A 23,050-nucleotide genomic window follows, 5' to 3' on the forward strand; every position below is an offset into this window, starting at 1 on the left:
AGAGGACATACGATTCCACCATTTGTACAGATTATCCTTTAAATTGTGTTCAAAACTTTCAACAGATTGTTCATCTACATCTTCAGTTAGTTCATATTCTGGCTTTTCTTTTCGATCATCTACAAGCAATCTAGGTGAATTGATTCCAGCATTATTGATTAAAATATCAATCTTTCCAAACAATTCTACCGTTTTATCCACTGTATCCATGACCATTTTTTTGTTTGAAACATCACAAGGAATAAAATAGGATTGGTTTTCCTGTTTTCCTTCCACCCCATGTAAATCAGCTACTACTACCTTTGCACCATTATTCAATAACTCGTTCACCATTTGAAAACCAATTCCTGAAGCCCCTCCTGTAACAATTGCTACTTTCCCACCTAATCCAAGCCAACTCTTATTCATTGCTGTATCCTCCTATAAACATCTTCTTTTTATAACAACTTCAGTTTAAACGGGATTAAACGACAAATTAATACGGTTATTTTAGGGTAAGTATTGTTTGGAAGAAATCATTTGCTGTAAAAGTCAAATGTTTTACTATTGAATGAAAGTTTAATCGTTTACAAAAATATCTACCAAGGTCTTATAAAATTCTATTACACCTTAAATGACTAATTATGAATTATGCCTTATAATGAATACAGAATTATTAATGCAATTTCAGTTGATTTTTTTGGTGCGAACCCCAAGTACACATAAAAACCCTGGGGGATTCGCACCAAAATTCACTTCTTTTTATGGTAATATATGTAATATAATTCAATACAATTAGCATTATTGATGATTTCCAAGCTAAAAGTATGTTGTTTTTCATTGTTTATGTAAATTTTTAGGAAGAAATCGCTGTCGCACCTTGTATAGGTGCGTGGATTGAAATATCATAATGCACACCTTGGTAGATGGGGTAATTGTCGCACCTTGTATAGGTGCGTGGATTGAAATCACCACTATTACCCATGGTCGCTATATGCTGACCGTCGCACCTTGTATAGGTGCGTGGATTGAAATACGAAGCACTTGAAAGTTAGCTTTTTTTATCCCTCGTCGCACCTTGTATAGGTGCGTGGATTGAAATTGGAACTAATAATGAAACGGGAATAAAAACCATAGCGTCGCACCTTGTATAGGTGCGTGGATTGAAATCATTTCGCTCGCTCTGGAATGCTATCTATATCAAGTCGCACCTTGTATAGGTGCGTGGATTGAAATGAAGAATACCAAAAAATAACTAAGGAACAGCAATACGGTCGCACCTTGTATAGGTGCGTGGATTGAAATCGGTTATTACAAACGTAGGCTTGACCGCGTACCGTCGCACCTTGTATAGGTGCGTGGATTGAAATAATCGCTTCCGCCACTTTTGATAAGTATGTTAGGTCGCACCTTGTATAGGTGCGTGGATTGAAATTGGTTTACTCATTTTTAAATGTATACCTAAAAAATGTCGCACCTTGTATAGGTGCGTGGATTGAAATCATCAATTAAAGCCATACTGGCTATTTCGTTGCCGTCGCACCTTGTATAGGTGCGTGGATTGAAATCCTCTGTAATGGCATGCGCTTTCGCCTTCCACATCGTCGCACCTTGTATAGGTGCGTGGATTGAAATAACAGAACAAAACCCGGCGCCTAACCCGCCTTTTAGTCGCACCTTGTATAGGTGCGTGGATTGAAATTTAATTCTCTTGGTAATTCCGACTGCTGATGTAACGTCGCACCTTGTATAGGTGCGTGGATTGAAATTGCCATTTCGGAGGGTACTGTTATGTCAAAAACGAGTCGCACCTTGTATAGGTGCGTGGATTGAAATCAAATAGTTTGATTGATATTTTAAATCTGTTGCTTGTCGCACCTTGTATAGGTGCGTGGATTGAAATCAACTGTCGTAACAAAAAGCTTGCACATTTAAGTTGTCGCACCTTGTATAGGTGCGTGGATTGAAATATCAAAGTTGTTAATGGTCAAACTATTAACATACGTCGCACCTTGTATAGGTGCGTGGATTGAAATTAAAAACGATATCACTTTACAACCTAGGGATTTAAGTCGCACCTTGTATAGGTGCGTGGATTGAAATAATAGGTTTGACGGCAGGTGGATTGTAGAGGAAAAGTCGCACCTTGTATAGGTGCGTGGATTGAAATTATGCGAGATGTTATTGTAATAAAAGATGTGGCCGTCGCACCTTGTATAGGTGCGTGGATTGAAATATATAGGTACAACAAGCCCAGAAGAAATGAAATCGCTTGCACACACCCTGTTGCTACCAAATCTCTAATAGAGAAGGACAAAATAACCTAACGGAGGTGCCTATGTTTATTTATATCCTTATATCTTTAGGTATCATTTTCCTAATCGTCATATTTAGCGTTCTTTGGCTAATTGCATGGACAAGAAAGCCTAATGCAGATTATGTCTTAAAATTTATAGCTAAAAATCCGCAAAGATCTTCCTTAATAATTATGAGGAACGGAAAAACGCTCGCAAACGTTAACGGGAATGAACGAAAACCATTAGCTAGCACAGTAAAAATCATCATCGCAATTGAATTTTCCCAACAAGCAGCCAATGGAAGTATAAATCCAGATGAAAAAGTTCATATTGATGATCTTGCTTGTTTTTACGTATCTCACACGGATGGAGGCGCGCATGAAAAATGGTTAATCGAAATGGAAAAACATGGGTTTTTGCAAGATAAATCCGTATCGTTAATGAATATTGCAAAAGGAATGATGTCACACAGCTCCAATGCTAATACAGAATATCTCATGTTGCGCCTTGGTTTGGGAAATATTAATAAAAATGTAACCAAACTGCAGCTTCCTCACCATGAAAAACTGTTTCCTTTTGTTTCAGCCCTATTTATCCCCTATGAAATTGCACTCAATGAAGATCTAGACATTACTAATAAACAAGATACTAAAAGAATACTTGCACATATACAGGAAATGTCACAAGAAACTTATATAAATGAAGCGAATAAAATTCACACAAAATTATCTCAAGATATAGACGGTAAATATAAAGAACGTGCTCATATCAGAGAATGGTATAATTCGGAGTTTGACAAAATTAATTCTAAACGATTCACTCCTTCTACCACATCAGAATATATTTCTATCCTAAAACAAATGAACAGAGGTTCTTATTTCCCGTCTCATGTATGGGCTTATTTACAACCGCTTATAGAATGGCCAATGAAATTCGAAAATAATCAAATCAGTTTTAAACACGTTGGAGGTAAAGGTGGCTCAACTGCTTATATACTTACATATGCTTTTTACGCTGAAGATAAAAAAGGTAATAAAACGGAGTTAGCTGCTTTTTTTGACGATATTTATGGTTATGAAACATTGAAGCTCTCAAATAGTTCTTCCGCTTTTCAATTAGCCATTTTTACTGGGGGAGCAAAGTGGGAAAAGAAATTGCAACAACTTCATTGAAGAAACTTCTACCCCATGGATATTCTACAGCTTTTAGAATATCCATTTTCGTATAAAATAGTACATCTAAAAATATGCACCATCTTTTAAGGATGCGTTCCTGTTTTATCCCGTCAAATTCATTAGTAAATTTCGCACAAAACATTTGCACTGAATTTTTTCCATCTAATTAACTTGTATTCCTTAAAATGGAACTAATTGCTCTATTGTAAAAATTTAATGGAAACGGACACAAGTATATTATAGGATTTATATAGAAACGCACTTTAATGCTGTACATGATACCATAATGTAGAGTGGATAGAGTAGTTCAAGACGCAGAAAGGAACATGTGTATGCTTGTTTTATATCCTTTAGGACAGGGAGTTTTTATAGGATGCATTGTTTCAATCTTAACCATCTTATTCGTCAAGACCGTTAAATCTAAAATTGTTATTTATGCACCTAGCTCTCTAGCAACTATTATTTTTCTTGTCATAATGCGGAAGCATATACTTCTTCGTGTGCTCCTACTAATTGTTATACTGGGATGGTAAATACTATTATTTCTATTACAGTATTAATCTTTTCGATCCCCTCTTTCGTTTGCGCCTATTTAAAAATTGGTTAAAGAAAAAGATAAAGTCTGTAATAATTTTGCAAATGATTGATGCAATATAACTACATTGTGCTTACTATTACCATAATCTTTTTATCTCTTTTTTCGCTCATTTTTATTGGCGGACTACCTTATCCACCACACTAATTATGTTAATGACCGTAACGAATAAAATGGTTGCCTTTTATTCACTTAATTTCCAACACCTATTGCTGTAGGAATATATAACGCAAATGTGTATCCTACGTTTGATAGATAACGGGTTATATTTTTAAATGTGTTGTTCATTTTCTTTTCTGGGCTTAATTATCACGTCCAACCGATACTTTGGCGCATGCCGCTTTGGGCAAATAAACCATTTGCGATCTCTTTCCTAATTGTACTGGTATTCGATACAGTAGGAATCATATCTTACTTCGAAAAATAAATAGTGAAGAGCAGTTTAACTGCTTTAAATCTTCAACAAAAAACCGCACAAGATGTGCGGCTTATTTTAAACAGTAATTAACCCGATGGCTACGGCGCTAGCTAATAATACGATACTAAGTCCCCATAACCAGAATAACGAATAGCGTATATGTCGCCCCATTTCCAAACCTGCTAATCCTAAAGCCAACCAAACAGCTGGCGAAAATGGACTAATAAACGTTCCAACAATATTTCCTACAATCATGGCGTAAGCAGTGGATAGAGAATCGATGCCAAAATCTGTACCAATTTGTTCAACCACTGGCATTAATGCAAAATAATATGCATCTGTGCTTAATAGCAAATCGAATGGAACACCAAAAAATCCAATGATTAAATGTACATATGGAGCAATGAATGCTGGAATTATAGTAACAATATCTTCTGCAATAGCATTTAACATTCCCGTCCCGGTGAGAACTCCTAAAAAAGTACCTGCTGCAAGTATGATGGTTGCCATCATTAATGCATTTGGAGCATGGGCATGAATACGATCCATTTGATCTTCCATTTTTGGAAAATTTAAAGGTAAAGCTATACTTACTCCGATCATAAACACAAGTCCAGCTGGGATTACCCCCCAAACTAATGTACCTATTACAGCAATGGCTAAAAGTGCATTTATCCAAAATTTATTAGCTGAAAAAGATTCTGCTTCTTTCTCCAAACTTTCCGAAGTATCACCCACCATTCGGAAATCAGACTCCATAGCGGAAGCTGCTTCAATAGAACCGTATTCTTTCGTAATCCGCCTTTTTTCCCTATATCCAAGAACAATAGCTAAAACGACCATGAGCATAAGCCCAATTACTTGAACAGGAATTAACGGTCTCCATAATTCTGTTACATCCATATTTAATACAGAAGCCGATCTGCCCAACGGTCCTGCCCATGGTAGCATATTCATAATACTTGCGCTTCCCGCAATAAATAGCAGGAGTAGATATGGATTCATCTTTAATTTTTTATAAAGTGGCAATAGTGCTGGTATTGTAATTAAAAATGTAGATGCTCCCGACCCATCTAATTGAGCAATAGCAGCAATAATAACACTACCGACACTAATTGCGATTACATTCCCTTGCGATATGGTAATCATGCCACGGATTAGTGGATCAAACAATCCTACATCCTGCATAATTCCAAAAAAGAGAATAGCAAAAATAAACATGATCGCAACATGTACTACATCCGTTATTCCATCATTAAAAAATGTTCCGACTTCCTTAAGCTCAAATCCAGCTATTAATGCCCCAATCACTGGCGTCATCACTAATGCTATAATCGGTGCCACACGTCCACTTAGTAATAGAAGTACAATGATAATAATCGTCAAAAATCCAATGATACTTAAAAACCCCATGATATCCCCCTTCTTTATAAGCAGATCAGTTTTATAAACATCCGCTTATGCAAACGCTATCAACGTATTTTGAATTAACAAGAAACAAAATGCTTATCGCTATGAAAAGTTAGTGATAAGCATAAGATTAATAATAAAATATCACGGAGTGTAAACGGTTTAAATGTTATGATAATAAATGAATTAATTCTTATTTGTTACATTTTGTTCATAAGTTTCACGGCGTACGTAAAGCCTCTCTGGCCTGCCAACATTTCCATACAAAAGGGTTGTCTTAATCTTTTTTATAGAAACAAGATATTCCAAATACCTTCTGGCGGTCGACCGACTTGTGCCGATTTGTTCACTTAAATCGACAGCAGTAATCCCTTTTACCTGTTTATATTCAAATAAATTTGTCACTTCTTGTAAGGTGATTGGATCAATCCCTTTTGGCAATTCACCATTTCTTTTTTTAACATTTGGAAAGTTGCTAGTATTTTTTTGGATTACATCATCCATTTCCTGCTGGTTTAAAATCTCCCTAGTTGCCAGAAAACGACGTCTTTCTTGATACCTTTTAAGCATCTCGGCAAAACGGTTAGCATCTACCGGTTTTATAATATAATCAAAAATCCCCCCACGAAGTACATTCTCCATAATGTTTGCTTCTGCAGCTGCGGAAACAATCACAATATCTACTGTTCTATACTTTGAACGCAAATCCCAGAATAAGTCCAACCCTTCTACATCAGGAATATAGATATCTAATAATATTAAATCTACTTCTGTCATTTGCAGATACTGATAGGCTTCTTTAGCTGTTTTAACGCTTTTTACTACAAGGTATCCGTCTATCTTTTCTACAAACTGTTTATTAATAGCTGCTACCCTAAAATCATCTTCAATGATTAGAACATGTATCTGCTTTCTCATAGCTTACCTCTCCTCATTTTGGAATGATTATTATAAAGCGCGCACCGCCTAGTTCCCCTCCTTCTACCAGAATATCTCCCCCTACACGGTTTAAAAGATACTTACTTAATGCTAAGCCAACCCCACGATGATCTCCTTCCTTTTTCGTGTACCCTTGTTTAAAGATATGATCCAAATCTTCCGAGGAAAGACCCACTCCCGAATCATCTACCTCCACAATGACATCATCTCCAATATCAGTTAATAGAATAGCAATTTTCCGTTTCGGCTTTACTTCATGTTTAACTGACTCTATAGCGTTTTCAAGCAAATTGCCAACAGCCGTCAAAAACGCCCGTTGCTTCTCTCCGATAAAGCAAGTAAGGAGTTGACTGTTAGGATGAATCGACATCGTAATGCCAAGTTCATTGGCTTGGTTAAGCTTGCCTTGTAATAAGCCTTGAATCATTGGATCTGTTACGTTTTCTAATAAAAACTGAGAAAATGTACCTTGAATTTGGTTTTCTTGTTTAATAAAGGAAATCGCTTCTTCCTGTTTTCCAAGCTGAAGTAACCCGAGAATCGTATAAAGTTTATTAGAGAATTCATGGGTCTGCGCACGCTGCGCATTAGCATATTGTTTTATTTGGGAAAGTTCTTTTGTAATACTCTCTAATTCTGTTTTTTCACGAAATGTAGTAACTGCTCCAATGATAGAATGTTGATGAAAAATAGGTGTTCGATTCGCTAGAACCACCGTATCTCCAAGTATCATCTCTTTATTATAATGCTTCTCTCCAGTCTCCAACACGTGAAACAAACCTGTATGTGGCAGAAAATCGCGTACAGACCTTCCAATATATTGCCTACTTTCCACCTCTTGTTTTAATAGAATGTTTTGTGCTGCCGTATTCATTATCATCATTCTTCCTTGATTATCTACTGCAATAATTCCTTCATGTGTTGACTGCAAAATTGCCTCCTTTTGCAATAATAATTGTGTAATTTCCTCTGGCTCCATGCCGGATAATAGCTTCTTTAAATAGGTAGCAATGACGATTGCACCGATAACACCTAATAAAGTAATACCAAGCAGTGTTAACCATAAAGATCTGCTTTGCTTTTGAATAATACTTTGTACTTCTTCATTTAAAAAACCAACTGACACAACACCAATAATTGCTCCATCTTGATTTTTAATTGGTGTTTTACCACGAATGGATATACCTAGCGAACCTTCCCGTTTCGATATATACGATTCCCCTTCTTCTAAGGCGCGATTATTATCACCCCCAACCATTTTCTTCCCAATTTTATCTACTTCTGGATGCGAGTAGCGAATCTCTTCTCTATTTCCAACCACAATAAATTCCGCACCAATATTCCGTTGAATGGGCTGGACAATATCTTGTATCACAGCTTCCGGATGCTTTCGTTCAAAAGCCTCTTGCACGCTTGGCATATTCGCAACACTCTGCGATACACTTAGTGCACGCTTGGCTATTTGATCTTCCATCATCGTTGTAATAAATGAGCGAAGAAACAAACCGAAAATAATAAATACCCCAATAATGAGAATACTTATTAAACATATCATCCTCGCTTTCAAGCTGAAATTCTGTTTAACTCCCGATCGTTGTTGCAATTTATCTATCACGAACATTCCCATTACCCCTTTTTGTGACCTACCATAAAACAATTATAACGGAATCACCTTTCTGTTAAAAAATGGTCTTTAGCCGCTGCTCATACTTAAATTATATTACATCGCACTCTTAATACCCAAATTCATCTAAGGGTCTTATGAGAAACCGACTTTGAAGTTGTTACTTTAATCAATGCACAGGACTATCCTACTAAAAATCATGACTAATTTTATTTGTATTTCTGTAAAACGGAACTTAATACTCTATTCTAATAACTGATTTTTAGTACCATATAACATATGGAATTTTATTGTGCGCGGAAAACAGAAGTATAAAATTTTTATGTGTGGTGATCTTGATGTGGTTGGAAGTAAGTAATTTGAATTCGCAGTTAATCCATTTAAGTCAGCTGATTAGTAGCTCCAATATTAGACTACAGGAAAAAAAGGAAGAATTAAGACGTTTATATGAAACGTTGACCAAATTACAGTAGAACAAAAATGACTTTTTAAAGAAGAAAGATATTTGTTTACAGCCAGAATTCACTACAAAAAACTTTCATGGTAATCTTGCCAAAAAATCCAAAGCTTTAGAATCAACTGCAAATAAGTTTTCTAGCTATTCCAAGAAAATATTTAAAGGAAGTGGAGAACATCATCATGGATCAAATAAGGAAAATCCAACAAGAGATAGCTGCTATAGAAAGTAATATTACTTCACGGAGAAGAGAGCATACGATTGTTACAAATCAAAAGTGCGAGGTGGAAAATCAAATATGAGTTGATTTTAGATGATTTAATCTCTAGGGAAGATCGATCTCCTAGATGCTAGGAATTCAGAAATTACCATTAAAAAAATAGCAAATGGTACCTGGAAACACAACATTGAAATGTAAAACGATAGAGAATCTCTTTAATTAAAATTATTTGTTCCATTTCAAAGGCGATAGTAGCCTGCAAGAATTATAACCGCGCTAAAATCTAACTACTATGAGAGACTTCTATTAATGTAATATTAACTATAAGTGAATGTTACGTTAATGAGGGTTTCCATTCATCCCTCCATTGATTGTTAATACCGTAATGGTATGACCTAAAGACCTCTTACGAAACAGAAATTTAGGTGCTGTTATCTCGTAGACTTGTTGCAGTACAGATGGTTCCAACTCCTAAAGTGGGAGTCTTACAGCGTATATACGAAAATGTTTCCAATCCTATGAATTCAAGCACCTGAGTAAATGTAATTAGCCAGATAGTTAGCAAGTTATTTAATACATACGCTATTATACAAACAATGCGGTATAAATACATTTAGTAACGCTTTCGATAAATTAGTTGGAACAATTTAAAAGGATAACAGTATGGGTAGAAACCTGTGATGTGATAAAAGAAAGTTTAATAAACTATTTAATTAAGCCATTCGAACATTAGTATATACGATTGAAATTGAACTGTTGAAAAAAGATGTTTTTGAATAATATATCTTATTATTTAGCACTAAAGCTAAATAAAATGTTTAAGAAAGCATAAAAAACGCTATTTCTAATGAAAATTCCTAGAAAGCGTGTTTTTATGCTTATCCCTAAATTTCGTATTTATATAGATTGGATTTTGTTCCTGCAATTGGCAACTTATAAGCAAACAGAGACCCTGCTTGCTTCTCTACATCTATCCTGTCATGTGGTACGCCTTCACGTGCTGTCGTAATATAGAGCGTTTGCAAATCTTTGCCACCAAAAGCACAACTTGTAACATTGGAAACTGGCAAGGAAATCGACTCCACTATTTCTCCTAGTTTTGGATCGACGCATATTACTTGTGAACCACCCCAAAGTGCAATCCATAACCGATCATTTTTATCAATAGTCATACCATCAGGTGCCCCATCAATCGTATTCAAATCAATTATAACTCGCCCGTTAACCAATTTAGATGTTTCCACCGAGAATGGGTAAGCCATTACTTTTTTAGTTGGCGTGTCAATAAAGTACATCGTGTCAGCCGATTGATTCCAAGCCATTCCGTTAGAGATCGTTACCCCCTCTTTTGCTTTCGTTATATTTCCATGTGCATCTATAACGTATAGGCTCGCTTTACCAGTTTCTCCTGTCTCACTCATAGTACCTACCCAGAACCGATTATATGGATCGCATTTACCATCATTAAAACGAATGGTATCGGTAGAAATAGGTAAAGTAAGAAAGTCTCTTATTTCTTTTTGGTTCTCATCATATAATATTACTTTATTTCTAGTTGTTAAAAGGAGTTCTGAATGATTTATTTTTGCTACACTAGTAACATTGGTTGGAAATTCGATATGGTGTAACGTCCGAGAGTCTGGACTATAAATATTTAGTCGATTGTTTAGTATATCCACAAATAAAAGTCTGTTTTTCTCATTATCCCAAATTGGTCCTTCGGATAATTGACCTTTATATAACTTTTCCAGTTTGGCTTTCATTATTCATTATTTTCTCCTTTATAATAAATTTTTTCCTATAAAATGGAAGCGATTTAAGCATGCCATTTTAACTTTTAAAATGTAGCTGCATGATAAAGTCGAACCGAGAGCCCACCATCCATTACTAAGCATTCTCCTGTCATCATTGTTGAATCATCTGAAGCTAAGTATAACGATAATTTAGCTATATCCTCTGGCGAACTAATTCTATTTGTAGCATGTAAAGCTAAAACCTCATTTTCCGTTTGTTCGGGTTGATTACTAGCCTGCAGCCAATTACGGTAGTGTGGTGTATCAGTAAAACCAGGACAGATCGCGTTTACACGAATATTGTAGCTTCCTAAACTTAATGCCATACTTCTTGTCATAGCATTAACACCACCCTTTGCCGCAGCATAGACCTCTGTATTAGGTAACGTTGATAAAGCATGATTTGAAGAAATATTAATAATAGACCCCTTACCTTCATCCTTCATTGCAGGTATTACATATTTTGAACATAAGAATGTGCCACGTAAATCAATATTAATAATCTCCTCCCAATCGTCTACTGTCATTTCTTCAATCGTTTTAAAAACAGTAATACCCGCATTATTAATTAATGTGTTAATTTTCCCATAACGATCAATCGTTTTATCAACCATTTCTATAATATCAGCTTCAATAGATACATCTGTTTGAATAAAACATGCTTCTCCACCACTATCTATTATTTCCTGTTCTGTCTGTAAGCCTTCTTCCTCCCCTCTTGTAGCAATAACAACTGAAGCTCCTTTTTGAGAAAAGAGTTTTGCAATCCCTTTCCCAATTCCTTTTCCAGCACCTGTTACAATGACAACTTGTCCATCCATAGTACTCATAAAAAATCTGCTCCTTTATATGATTTTTAAAGAAATATATGTTCTTTAATATGGATCCAATGTAATCTGTTTGAGCTTGCCTAGAAAACTAATCATTTTGATCATGGTTCATTTTGCAGGATATTTCCCCTCATTTAGCTCCAAACCCTATCCACCAGAAGTTACTTAATTCTCTTTGCACCGGCATCCTTTTCGTTGGATCCCACGTAAGGGAAACCAAAACGTTTGCACTGTTGTGTTACTAAATCATACAAATAGGTTAATAAAGTGAATCTTCAATGAGCGGGGTTTTCATTCTCCCCCACGGATTGTTAATACCGTAATGGTATGATCTAAAGGTCTCTTACGAAATCGGGCATCTAGGTGCTGCTATCTCCCACTTAGACTTGTTAGTACAGATTATCCAACTCCTCAAGTGAGAATCTTACAGCACCTTATATATAGGATAAACACGTCTGTAGAAAATCAATAGTTTTTTAAAATAGTTTGGGTACTCACACTACCATTTATTCAAATTGTTTGATTACCGAATGAGAACATCCGCCATAGCATATTCTTTTCCTTCTACCACACATGTTATAATTGGCCAACTTGCAGTTCTAGTTAACAATAGACAGTCCTCTTCTTTTACAACAAATGTATCTTCACTTTTTATTCCTTTCAATGAAGGATTAAAAGCAAATGCTTGATTTTTTAAAACTATTCCTTTTGAGTCTAACGATATTATTTCTTCTCTACAGGAATATCCGGTTGGTCCCCCTTGATGATGTAATTTCCAATCATGTTCATAGCCTTCCATTTTATATGCAGTTATAACGTTTTCAAAAATGGTTTTATAAGGCACTCCTTGCACCGTTGAATGGATTATTTGTGCATGAATATTTGCTAAGGAATTTACTTTATCGTATTTAGATTTATCCATTTTTCCAAATTGTACAAATCTGGTTAGACTAATATTAAGTCCACGATATTGTGCACCAAGAACAATCATTAATACGTGCTTTAGTTTATTTTGAGTTGGTATAGGGTGTTTATAACGGTCTATTCTTTCGTCTGCTGCAACTAGTAAACAAACAGGCTCTATCCCTTCAGTAATACATCGATTTGCAACCATTCCCGAAATTTCATGTTCGGTCATTCCCGGCATACAAATTCGGCATACATTTTCTACTATTTCTGCTGATTTTTGTCCAAATGAGTGGTAATGTGTTATTTCATCTTCTGATAAACCAGCACGTAAAGCTTTTAACTGAGGTAATACATGAATGGTTCCAACTCGTCCGTCATCGCTTCCAATTTTACCCTTAAAAAAGGAGGAGGCAAACGTATCCATATCTTTATACCAAGGGCAAGTGACAATATCCATATCTTCCTGAAAGAGCTCTTCTTCAAGCAAACGATATTTTTCAATCTCACTGGTAATACAAATAATGTTTTTTCTTGTAATATAAAGATATGCAATACCTATTTCTGTTGATAAGAGCACATAATTATAACTTCCACTTGTAAACCATGAAAAGCTATCTCTTCTTGCCAACAATATTCCATCCAAATTTTCCTGTTCCATAAGGCTTAGCAACTTAGAATGATTCAGTTTTGTCATTAAGTTTCTATCCTTTCATTTGAAATTATAGAATTATGCATTCGTTGTTTTCGTTCGTTTACGAAGCTCAACTTCAATTTCTTCTAAACTACGTCCACGCGTTTCTGGTAAATACTTAATTACGAACAGCATGGCCATAACCCCAATAGCCGCAAATATTAGAAATACCGATTTTATACTAATAACTTCAGTTAATATTGGGAAAAACTGAGCAACTAGTAAGCTTCCTAATGATAAACATAAAGTAGCTATCCCGGTCGCAGCTCCTCTGGCGCGCATTGGAAAAAGTTCTGGAAGCATAACCCAGACTACTGGTCCCCAAGTAAACGCGAAAAAGATTATAAATGTAGTTAAACAACCTACGATTATCCAAGCACTAGACGCCAATCCGACCATATGAATGAATGTAGACATAATAATTAAGGAACTTACCATGCCAATATTTCCAATAAGCAAGAGTTTTTCTATTCACTTTATCTATTATCAGGATCGCAAAAATAGTAACAATAACATTAATGCTACCTATTCCCACAGTACTTAGAATGGCTGTTGAATTTCCAAGACCTGCTTCTGTAAAAATAGTTGGTGCATAATAAATGATGGCGTTCGTACCAATAATTTGCTGAAACATAGCGAATATACAGCCGATTATAAGGATTGGGCGGAGCCATGAAGAAGAGAGCACTTTCCATGTCCCTTCAGATAATCTGTCAATTTCAATCATTTCATGTATTTCCTCTTCAATTTCTTCTTTCGTTCGAGTTATTTTCATCACACGTCGAGCAGCTTCTTCACCATGATATTTTAGTAGCCATCTTGGACTCTCGGGCATAAAGGTAACACCTATCATTAAAACAAGCGACGGAATAACCCCTAAGCCAATCATCCAGCGCCAGCCCTCTATACCTGCAAATGCATAATTAATCAAATATGATAATAGTATCCCTATCGTTATCATTAATTGATTAAGCGAACTGAGAGAACCACGTTCATGTGTAGGAGCCATTTCAGATAAGTATACAGGTACTATAGCGCTAGAACCTCCTACTGCAAAACCCAGAATTAAGCGCCCTGCTACTAGCATTTCTATGCTTTGGGAAAAGGTAGCCACTAAGGTCCCTATAGTAAATATAATAGAAATAATAAAGATTAGTTTCCTTCTTCCTAAGCGGTCTGATAAAGGTCCACTAAAACCAGATCCAAAAATTGCCCCAAACAATAAAGAGCTAACAACTAAACCTTCTGTAAAGCTTGTTAATGGAATATCATTTTTAATAAATAGTAAAGCACCGGATATGACGCCTAAATCATATCCATATAATAAACCACCCAATGCTCCTAAAATATAGATCAGTTTTTTATTTATCATCTTTAGGTTTTCTCCTCTCCATGAAAATGGATTTCTTAATTTAAAGATAGATATTTTTCCTAATCTGATTAAAATTATCAATATACTTGAAATAAATATTTATTAAACGTTTGCAAAACTGATCACCATTCAGCGATGGAACCGTCTTCATGTCTCCAAACAGGATTTCTCCAATTAACAGATTTAGTTGCCATTCGCTTTACATGCTCCTCATCTATTTCAATCCCTAAACCAGGTTTATTTGAAATATAAACATAGCCGTTTTCATACTTAAAAATATCTTTGTCGACCACATAGTCTAATAGATCACTTTCCACATTGTAGTGGATACCCAAGCTTTGTTCTTGAATAAACACATTATGTGAAGTAGCATCTACTTGCAAACAGGCTGCAAGAGCTATCGGCCCAAGAGGACAATGTGGCGCCGCAGCTACATCAAAAGCTTCTGCCATCGATATAATTTTTTTGCATTCTGTAATCCCACCAGCATGAGATAAGTCTGGCTGAATAATATCAACATAACCATCTTTTAATAGTGGCTTAAATTGCCACCTAGAAAACATCCTTTCACCAACCGCAATTGGGGTAGTAACATGGGAAGCTATTTCCCGTAATGCTTCGTTATTTTCTGGTAAAACAGGCTCCTCAATAAACATTGGATTGAATCGTTCTAATTCTTTTGCTAATATTTTTGCCATCGGTTTATGAACCCTTCCGTGAAAATCAATTCCTATTCCTATACCTGGTCCAATAGCATCTCTTACAGCTGAAACTCTTTCAATAACTTGATCAATTTTTTGATGTGAATCAACATACTGCAGCTCTTCCGTAGCGTTCATTTTTAATGCTGTAAACCCTTGATCCACTACTGCTTTTGCTGCGGTAACTACTTCTGAGGGGCGGTCGCCGCCAACCCAAGAATACACTTTGATCTTATCTCGACACTTCCCTCCCAATAATTGATAAATGGGAGCATTATAATATTTCCCCTTTATATCCCAAAGTGCTTGATCAATTCCTGCTATTGCACTCATAAGGATTGGTCCACCCCGATAAAAACCTGACCGATATAATAGATTCCAATGATCTTCAATTCGTTGTGGATCCTTACCAATTAAATATTCCATTAATTCCTCCACTGCTGCTTTAACTGTTAATGCTCTTCCCTCAATAATAGGTTCTCCCCAACCAACAATCCCCTCATCCGTTTCTATTTTTAGGAAGAGCCAACGTGGGGGAACTTGATATATTGTATAGTCTGTGATTTTCATAAATACTCCTCCTATTTAATCGATAGTGTTAGCTCCTTGCACAAACAATTTAGCTTTCTTTGTTAATTCTGATAAAAAATCGTTTGTAACTGAATTCGTCTGATGTACTAATGAACCACCTAAACCTACTCCTGTTGCACCTTGCTGTATAAATAATTTAATATTCTCAAGTGTTACACCGCCAGTAGGTAGCAATTTTAAATGAGGTAATGGTCCAAGTAAATCTTTTATATAATTTGATCGAAGAGAGGAAATTGGAAATACCTTGATGATATCCGCCCCTTCTTCAAAAGCATCTAGTATTTCTGTAGGTGTTAATGCACCAGGGATGCTAACTACACCGTACCGTTTGGTTAACTTGATAGTGGGAATATTTACTGTTGGAGATAAAATAAATTGTGCTCCAGCAGATATCGCTAATCGAGCAGATTCAGGATCAAGTACAGTTCCTGCTCCAACTTTGATGACGTCTCCCATTTCTTTTCTTATTTTTTCAATCGTATGAAAAGGTTGTTGACTGTTTAGCGCTATTTCAAGTGTGGTTATTCCGCCAGCATATAAGGATTTTGCTATTTCTAAAGCCTCTTCCGTATTATAGCCACGAATAATAGCAATTAATTTTTCTTTTTCTATCCAATGAAGCGTATCCAAATCATTACCTCCAATTAGTATTTATTAATATGGCAAGAAGTTATGCTACTTACTCAAGGGAGCGCTTTCCATTACAACACAACTATTTTGAAAACCACTCTCCTATTTTAAGTAAGCTTTGTATACCATTTCTTAAAGATCAAATTATGGATATTTGACATGTCAGTTGACACTATTTTTAATTTTTGATTCAGTTAATAACTTTACTAGTTGCATTAGTATACTCGTATATTTGCCTTTTAAGACTGATAGTTACTATTAAGGTGACTCCCCCTTCATGTTCATTATCTTTCGACATCCTCACGATTTTCCATTTTCCTATATTGCTGCAATAATTTTCTATCAGGCAAACCTTCATAGTCGCCTATAAAAGTAGTGGCAATCGCCCCAGTTAAGCAAGCCCTATCTACCGCATCTTTAATTGACAGTTTATCAAGTAGCCCAGACAACAGTCCTGTTGCAAACGCATCTCCAGCGCCAACAGGATCAATTACTTTTGGAACTGGATAAGCCGGAACGTAACCTTCATTATTTTTTGTGGTAAAATATGCTCCTTGATCTCCAAGTTTAACTACTGCCAATTTAGCACCTAATTTTATACATGCTTTACCAATCTGTTCACAGTTCTCATCACTAAATATAAATTTTCCTTCATTCTTACCAGGGAGTATAATATCTGATTGCTCTATAATTTGTAGTAATATTTCTTTTGCTTCTTTTGGTTCCCAAAGTTTGCGCCTGACATTTGGATCAAAAACAATTTGTACATCATTTTCTTTAGCAATTTGAATAGCTCGAAAAATTGTTTTACGGCAAGTTTTGCTGATAGCAGGAGTGATTCCAGAGATAAATAAATATGTAGCTTTAGCAATGTAGGTTTCATTTAATATCTCTGGATTCATAAAACTGGCTGCTGATTTTTTCCTGTAATAAAAAACCCGTACATCTGAACTGTCTGCTATTTCTTTAAAAAATATCCCGGTGTTTTTAGTGGGATCTAAATTCACGTAGGTTGTATCAACCCCCTCTCCCCTGACTTCTTTTAAGATCATCGCTCCTAGTTCATCATCACCTAATTGGCTTATCCAACCAGTCCGATGACCTAATCTGCTTAAACCAATAAGCGTGTTTGTCTCTGCTCCAGCTATCTTGGGAATAAAGGAAGTTGCATTTCTCATTAAACCTCTGGAACCAGGTGTTAGCGATATCATTGTTTCTCCAATTGCTATAACATCCATTGAAAATCTCCTTACTCTACTGCTCTATATAACCAATGCTTTCAGATATTTTTCGAGCAGATCCCATTAGTTGTTGTGTAATAAAATCTTTACGTGAAAGCATTCTTTCTTTTGGTCCTGCCGCACTAATTGCTGCGACTATTTGTCGGTCACTTCCGAAAATGGGTGCCGCCAAACAATATAGTCCTTCTTCGCTTTCTTCATCATCAATACTATAACCATTTTTGTTAAACTGTTTTAATTGGGTTATTAATTCTTCTTTATTAACAATAGTTTTTTTTGTAATTGGCCTAAATTCCATGGACTGAAGTAATTCTTCCCTCGTTTGTTCTGGCAAAAAAGCTAAAAACGCCTTTCCTAGACCGGTACAATAAAGCGGTTTTTTAGAACCTGGTTGTGCCGAAGTACGGATGGACCTATTAGTGTCAATTTTTGCAATATAAACCAATTCGTTTCCAGATAAAACTGCCATAAATATCGTTTCTTGAACAGTCTCCATGAGCTTTTGAAGATGTGGTAAGCCTACAGAATAAATATCCAGTGACTCCATAGCGATAGTACCAAGCGGAATCAATTTTTCTCCAAGCCGGTACTTTTTCAGCATATCTTGGCGAACATACCCTTCTGTACTTAACGTTTTTAATAAATTAAAAGTGCTGCTTTGCGGAACATTCAATTTCTCACTTACTTCTTTAATGGTTAATCCTTGTTGATGATGTGAAAGCAACTCAAAAATTTTTATCACTCTTTTAGCGGATTTAACTGACATTCAAACACCCCCTTTATTCACATATGTGATTTATATTCACATGTGTGAATTTGATTATAATATTACATAAAGTATTGAAGTCTGTCAAGCGTTGTAAAGTTTCCTCCGTATTGGAAACGCTATTTAGAAATGAGGTATTTAGCCCGTATATAAATTCCCTCTCTTCATTTTCCTTTGCCAATGTTCAAATATATACTGTACATAACTGAAAATATGGGTCATATTGGAAAATAGCTTATTTTTTTTCGGAGGCTAAAATGTGAAGAAAAAACAATACATTTTTTTACTGCTTTTACTAGTAATTTTCTTAGGTGGTTGTCAAATGGCAAGTGAAAAAATAAAGAAACCTTCCGAAATGACCCCCCAAGACCTGCCTGATGTAAGAGCATTTCAAGATGAATTTACCCGAGGTTTTTTACAATCGACAGAAGAAACAAAACCTGGCTATTATCCATTTTTGTCCGGAACGGGGAAATATAAAATGGATTTTCCTCAAGGTGGAATGATTAATGAAAGGGGAGCAGATGATAAAGAATACAAAGAATATTCTGTTCATATTTTAAGTGACATTGTTGGCAGGGCGGACATTTCAATATTTTATTTTTCATATAAGACGCCAGATAAATTAGATATGGATAAAGAAAGCTTCAGTACTAGGATTGGAAAAGATATAAATTATCAAAAGATAGCAGGAGATGGTCAGTCACTTTATTATGGAAAGATTGACAAAAGTCAATTTTATGCATACGCAGGATATATACAAAATGAAAAAGCTGGTGGAGCGCTTGAAATTATTTACCAAATTGACTGCAGAAAAGATCTAAAAGAAAAATGCAATAAAAACAAAACAGAAAATGAAAAATATGTTTTAAATTGGATGAAGTCAATTCGTTTTATAGATGAGAATAAGGAAGTGAACGATTCGTAATCAAATACTGGATGATTATTCAACGAGTAGCTTCCCTTCTGAAGACTCCCTTCTTTCGTCATAAGACGATATACTCATTTTTTAAAAATTCCCTCTCTTCCCTTTCATTTGTTCGTACCCAAATATATACTATACATAACTGAAAATATGGGTCATATTGGTAAATGGCCTATTTATCGGAGGCTATAACGTGAAGAAGCAACGTTACATTTTTTTACTGTTATTACTTGTAATTTTCCTAGGAGGTTGTCAAATGGCAAGTGAAAAAACAAAGAAACCTTCCGAAATGAACCCCGAAGACCTGCCTGATGTAAGAGCATTTCAAGATGAATTTACCCGAGGTTTTTTACAATCGACAGAAGAAACAAGACCTGGCTATTATCCATTTTTGTCCGGAACGGGGAAGTATGAAATGGATTTCCCAGCTAATGGGGTTATTAGTGAAAGAGCTTATTCTCTGGAGAAGAAGCGATTCGAAGCAATTGCTATTTCTGATAAGATAAATAGTTCCTTAATCAAAGTGAATTACTATTCATTTATTGATAGCCCATCAACTGCTATGAGAACCTTGGAACAACGCTTAAATATGGAATTGAATTTCGAAAAAAAGGAAATGGAAAGTCATGATATTTATACAGCGCCATTCCAATATGATGAGGGAACATATGGGTATGTAGCTAGTTTAATAAGTAAAGAAAAAAATGGAGAAATTCAAATTGTATATAGTGCTGAATGTAACAAAAATAAAACACCTTGTATTGATGCTAAAAAAAAGGATCAAGAAAAAATGAGGAATTGGCTAAAATCAATAAATTTTAACCAAAAAGAAAGTGAAGGATGAAATGATGTCTAAGAAATTAGCAACTTCAAAAGAATTTAAATTAAGGTTAATTGACTTGCAGTATAGGAATTTACCTGAAGAAGAGATGTCTCAACAAATAAAACAAGTTTATTTGGAGGAGCATGGTAAAGAGTTAGACGCAAAAATAGATGTATATAATTCTTACCAATCATCAAACGAATTATTCGATAGTTCTGGATACGACGGCACTGCCATTCATTTTAGTTCTAAAGAAAGTGGTGTAAATGAAGTATATGTCATTTCTCAAGGATCAAAGGATGCCCTTGATTGGGAATATAATATAAAAGCAATGTTTGCTGGTAAAGACAGTTCACAAGCGTTAGCAGTAAATAATTTTGTGTACGAAGCGAGAAAAGAATTTGGTGTAGCAAATACTATTCCAACAACCGGTTTATCGCATTCATTAGCACATAATAATAACACTACGGCTCATTTCGTTTTTGATACATTTGATGAGGTATATAGTGTTAATGGTGCCCAAACTAACTATTATCAACTTTACTTTATTGATATAGAGTTTGAAAATGCTGTCAAGAGACATTTTTCACTCTCTCTTTCAGAAGACCATTCTGCCATCTACGACATAGACCCAAACCAACTCCGCCAATTCGCGGAAAACCACTATAAAGACAAAGCAAAAAATATCCATCAGATCATTTCAAAGGATGATCCACTTTATGCTGCAAGTGCTGTACGTGGTTTCTTCACGCTCGGGAATGTTGAAATGGTGGACACAAACCCTGACTATCCAGGGCTGCGGTCACTAATAGAAGATATTCCAGATGAAGTGATTAAGGACTTTCAAGAACTAGCCATCCAGTACACTACTGCTTCTAACCAAGGTGGTGTAAACGCAGCTATAGAAGAGATTTTAGGTGTTAATATGGATGTTGTCAATAAAATTAGTGATAATTCCCTTAAAACTTATCTTACAAATCAAAATGAAATTAATAGAATGGTTCGCCAGTTAGATAAAAAAGTGCCAAGTTTACTTAAACAAGTAAAAACAATTACTAGTAATTCTGAACTGATTTTTGGTAGATTAGTAGATACAGGATATATAACGAACGCACAAAAGCAACTTATTGTTAAAGAATTCTCCAACATAGAAACAGAATTAGAAGGGATTAAAGAAACATTATCTACCATAGTACGTATACGGGATACAGGAAGTTTTTCTGCACAAATTGGCGGGGATATTGCAGCAGTGCTAAAAGTAAAGGGGCATATTAATGCGATCAAAGACAGTCTCAAAGCGCTAAATGAGGCAGACCTACTAAAGGTTTTAGAAGAATTAAAGGCTAGCCATGGCATTAAGGAAGTTTTAAGTAGTTTGTCACATGGCAAAAAATCTTATTTAGGAACAGATATGCTTTTTACTACGAATCATGGTAATAAAGAAATAAAAGTAAATATTTCAGCCGCTTTGCGCATGTATCAAGAAGGGAAAAAAGTTTTAGAAGAAAAGCTATCTAAGATTCGTCAATTTCAAGTAGCAATTGACAGAGAAATTTCCCAATGCTATGACAGAAAAAAATATCAAGTTATGCGTAAAATAGATGACATCGAGGCAAATCCTAGTGCATATACTCGTTTTCTTAGAAACCATATTTCCTTTTCGCGATTAGATAAAAAAGTAAGACGAATTCAAGTTCACGAAGTATTTTTTCCGTTAGAATATACCAACCTAGATGAAGAAATATATGAACTCAAGCAAAGTGTACAAAAAAGTTATACATATATTGAAAATTATCGCCAAGCTATAGAAGATTTGTTTACAGAAGAAAAAGAAGTTGCTACCTTATTTCGTTTAGTAGAAGGAGAATAACATGATATGAAGGATATGGAAACCATTACAGTCACTGAAAAAATTGTTGCTAGTGAGGACCTCATGCATAAAAAACAAATTCTACGTAAGTATACAGAGGAGATATTTAAAATCGATAAAACTTTTTTTAACCTCATGGATGATATTATTGTCAACGAGGATCAAAAGGGAGAAATTGTGGAATCCATGCAAGAAGAAACAAAGAGAATAACTACATACAATCGTAATTTACTAGACCACATAGATAAACGAATAAATAAAATCGTACGAGGGTTGGACGAACAAGTGGATGAAATGAAAAGTCAGCGTCTGACCATTACCTATGAAAACACACCATCTGTGTAAACACATATAATGAAAGCGATTTTACGACGTGCTTTTGAGCCAGAATAAGACTATTTCTGCGTATGGGTGCACTCTAGTTGTAATGGAAAGCTATCTCCTCTATCAATACCATCCCCCCCCTTCCCGCTTACATATATATGCATAGGGCTGTCAGTATCTCCCGCTTTACGTACTTGAACAAGCAGTAGGAGAACAGCCCCTAAACGTCCACATGTTCAACAGCTTTCAAAACAATAATTAGTGTGGGAATGAAGGAGCAGCTTAACCGACAATATGCTCGTGTTCAGACTTTGCTTGCACGACTTCACTGATGAACCACTCGTATTCTGCTTTTGCTTCCGTGACTTCACCGATGAGCCGCTCGCGTTTTGCTTTTTTGGCTCTATACTAAATGTTGGGGTTCCCACACAATTTGCGCATAAAAAAATATACACGCAAACATCCAATTC

The 23,050-nt window shown here is 35.5% G+C and carries 16 protein-coding genes, 1 pseudogene and 1 CRISPR repeat array; of the genes and pseudogenes, 5 read left to right on the forward strand and 12 right to left on the reverse strand.

Annotation, left to right across the window (positions count from 1 at the left end; all coding sequences use genetic code 11):
* The coding region (locus D1839_RS18425) for an SDR family NAD(P)-dependent oxidoreductase (RefSeq protein ID WP_120381255.1) at positions 1-408 on the reverse strand (408 nt) is incomplete at its 3' end.
* Between the two features lie 443 nt (positions 409-851).
* Positions 852-2,215: a CRISPR direct-repeat array (repeat unit 32 nt; unit sequence GTCGCACCTTGTATAGGTGCGTGGATTGAAAT).
* 102 nt (positions 2,216-2,317) lie between these two features.
* Here D1839_RS18425 and D1839_RS18430 point away from each other — a divergent pair.
* Positions 2,318-3,448, forward strand: a complete 1,131-nt coding sequence (locus tag D1839_RS18430) for a serine hydrolase (protein WP_120381254.1) — start codon at positions 2,318-2,320, stop codon at positions 3,446-3,448.
* A gap of 1,091 nt (positions 3,449-4,539) precedes the next feature.
* On the opposite strand, the gene D1839_RS18435 is transcribed toward D1839_RS18430, so the two are convergent.
* The 11 genes and pseudogenes from D1839_RS18435 to D1839_RS18485 all read right to left on the reverse strand — a co-directional run bounded on the left by D1839_RS18435 (position 4,540) and on the right by D1839_RS18485 (position 18,638).
* Complete coding sequence (locus D1839_RS18435; protein WP_120381253.1) at positions 4,540-5,877, reverse strand: CitMHS family transporter; 1,338 nt, start codon at positions 5,875-5,877, stop codon at positions 4,540-4,542.
* Between the two features lie 183 nt (positions 5,878-6,060).
* Positions 6,061-6,792 (reverse strand): response regulator, encoded by a 732-nt coding sequence (locus tag D1839_RS18440; RefSeq protein WP_120381252.1) that lies wholly within the window; start codon positions 6,790-6,792, stop codon positions 6,061-6,063.
* 13 nt (positions 6,793-6,805) lie between these two features.
* Entirely contained in the window at positions 6,806-8,434 is a 1,629-nt protein-coding gene (locus tag D1839_RS18445; RefSeq protein ID WP_120381251.1) for an ATP-binding protein, read from the reverse strand.
* Positions 8,435-9,998: 1,564 nt separating this feature from the next.
* Positions 9,999-10,877: an SMP-30/gluconolactonase/LRE family protein gene (locus tag D1839_RS18450; RefSeq protein WP_120381250.1), complete on the reverse strand. Its 879-nt coding sequence runs from the start codon at positions 10,875-10,877 to the stop codon at positions 9,999-10,001.
* 74 nt (positions 10,878-10,951) lie between these two features.
* A complete protein-coding gene (locus D1839_RS18455; protein WP_120381249.1) occupies positions 10,952-11,737 on the reverse strand; it encodes an SDR family NAD(P)-dependent oxidoreductase in 786 nt (261 codons plus the stop codon).
* 523 nt (positions 11,738-12,260) lie between these two features.
* On the reverse strand, positions 12,261-13,340 hold the full coding sequence (locus D1839_RS18460) for a M24 family metallopeptidase (protein ID WP_120381248.1): 1,080 nt from the start codon (positions 13,338-13,340) through the stop codon (positions 12,261-12,263).
* 118 nt (positions 13,341-13,458) lie between these two features.
* Positions 13,459-14,709 (reverse strand): annotated as a pseudogene (locus D1839_RS18465) (sugar porter family MFS transporter); the annotation flags it as partial.
* A 122-nt stretch (positions 14,710-14,831) separates the two neighbouring features.
* On the reverse strand, positions 14,832-15,980 hold the full coding sequence (dgoD, locus tag D1839_RS18470) for a galactonate dehydratase (RefSeq protein WP_120381247.1): 1,149 nt from the start codon (positions 15,978-15,980) through the stop codon (positions 14,832-14,834).
* A 15-nt stretch (positions 15,981-15,995) separates the two neighbouring features.
* Entirely contained in the window at positions 15,996-16,631 is a 636-nt protein-coding gene (locus D1839_RS18475; protein WP_120381246.1) for a bifunctional 4-hydroxy-2-oxoglutarate aldolase/2-dehydro-3-deoxy-phosphogluconate aldolase, read from the reverse strand.
* Between the two features lie 284 nt (positions 16,632-16,915).
* Complete coding sequence (locus tag D1839_RS18480; RefSeq protein WP_120381245.1) at positions 16,916-17,869, reverse strand: sugar kinase; 954 nt, start codon at positions 17,867-17,869, stop codon at positions 16,916-16,918.
* Positions 17,870-17,885: 16 nt separating this feature from the next.
* A complete protein-coding gene (locus D1839_RS18485) occupies positions 17,886-18,638 on the reverse strand; it encodes an IclR family transcriptional regulator (RefSeq protein ID WP_120381244.1) in 753 nt (250 codons plus the stop codon).
* Positions 18,639-18,897: 259 nt separating this feature from the next.
* Here D1839_RS18485 and D1839_RS18490 point away from each other — a divergent pair, with 259 nt between their 5' ends.
* From D1839_RS18490 to D1839_RS18505, 4 genes are all read left to right on the forward strand, one after another.
* The gene (locus D1839_RS18490; RefSeq protein WP_120397160.1) at positions 18,898-19,566 is read left to right on the forward strand and encodes a hypothetical protein; all 669 of its coding nucleotides are present in this window, start codon (positions 18,898-18,900) and stop codon (positions 19,564-19,566) included.
* A gap of 253 nt (positions 19,567-19,819) precedes the next feature.
* Positions 19,820-20,407 carry a hypothetical protein gene (locus tag D1839_RS18495; protein ID WP_120381242.1) on the forward strand — a complete coding sequence of 196 codons (588 nt, stop codon included), beginning with the start codon at positions 19,820-19,822 and terminating at the stop codon, positions 20,405-20,407.
* Between the two features lie 4 nt (positions 20,408-20,411).
* Positions 20,412-22,256: a DUF6792 domain-containing protein gene (locus tag D1839_RS18500; RefSeq protein ID WP_120381241.1), complete on the forward strand. Its 1,845-nt coding sequence runs from the start codon at positions 20,412-20,414 to the stop codon at positions 22,254-22,256.
* A gap of 6 nt (positions 22,257-22,262) precedes the next feature.
* Complete coding sequence (locus D1839_RS18505) at positions 22,263-22,601, forward strand: hypothetical protein (RefSeq protein ID WP_120381240.1); 339 nt, start codon at positions 22,263-22,265, stop codon at positions 22,599-22,601.
* Positions 22,602-23,050 lie beyond the last annotated feature (449 nt).

This window comes from Roseburia sp. 1XD42-34 (assembly GCF_009917385.1).
Taxonomy (GTDB): domain Bacteria; phylum Bacillota; class Bacilli; order Bacillales; family Amphibacillaceae; genus Virgibacillus.

Coding starts and splice junctions, on each gene's coding strand:
- D1839_RS18505 (WP_120381240.1), top strand. CDS start 22,263: ATGAAGGATATGGAAACCATTACAGTCACTGAAAAAATTGTTGCTAGT.
- dgoD (WP_120381247.1), bottom strand. CDS start 15,980: ATGAAAATCACAGACTATACAATATATCAAGTTCCCCCACGTTGGCTC.
- D1839_RS18435 (WP_120381253.1), bottom strand. CDS start 5,877: ATGGGGTTTTTAAGTATCATTGGATTTTTGACGATTATTATCATTGTA.
- D1839_RS18500 (WP_120381241.1), top strand. CDS start 20,412: ATGTCTAAGAAATTAGCAACTTCAAAAGAATTTAAATTAAGGTTAATT.
- D1839_RS18445 (WP_120381251.1), bottom strand. CDS start 8,434: ATGTTCGTGATAGATAAATTGCAACAACGATCGGGAGTTAAACAGAAT.
- D1839_RS18480 (WP_120381245.1), bottom strand. CDS start 17,869: ATGGATGTTATAGCAATTGGAGAAACAATGATATCGCTAACACCTGGT.
- D1839_RS18430 (WP_120381254.1), top strand. CDS start 2,318: ATGTTTATTTATATCCTTATATCTTTAGGTATCATTTTCCTAATCGTC.
- D1839_RS18495 (WP_120381242.1), top strand. CDS start 19,820: ATGGCAAGTGAAAAAACAAAGAAACCTTCCGAAATGAACCCCGAAGAC.
- D1839_RS18460 (WP_120381248.1), bottom strand. CDS start 13,340: ATGACAAAACTGAATCATTCTAAGTTGCTAAGCCTTATGGAACAGGAA.
- D1839_RS18450 (WP_120381250.1), bottom strand. CDS start 10,877: ATGAAAGCCAAACTGGAAAAGTTATATAAAGGTCAATTATCCGAAGGA.
- D1839_RS18440 (WP_120381252.1), bottom strand. CDS start 6,792: ATGAGAAAGCAGATACATGTTCTAATCATTGAAGATGATTTTAGGGTA.
- D1839_RS18455 (WP_120381249.1), bottom strand. CDS start 11,737: ATGAGTACTATGGATGGACAAGTTGTCATTGTAACAGGTGCTGGAAAA.
- D1839_RS18485 (WP_120381244.1), bottom strand. CDS start 18,638: ATGTCAGTTAAATCCGCTAAAAGAGTGATAAAAATTTTTGAGTTGCTT.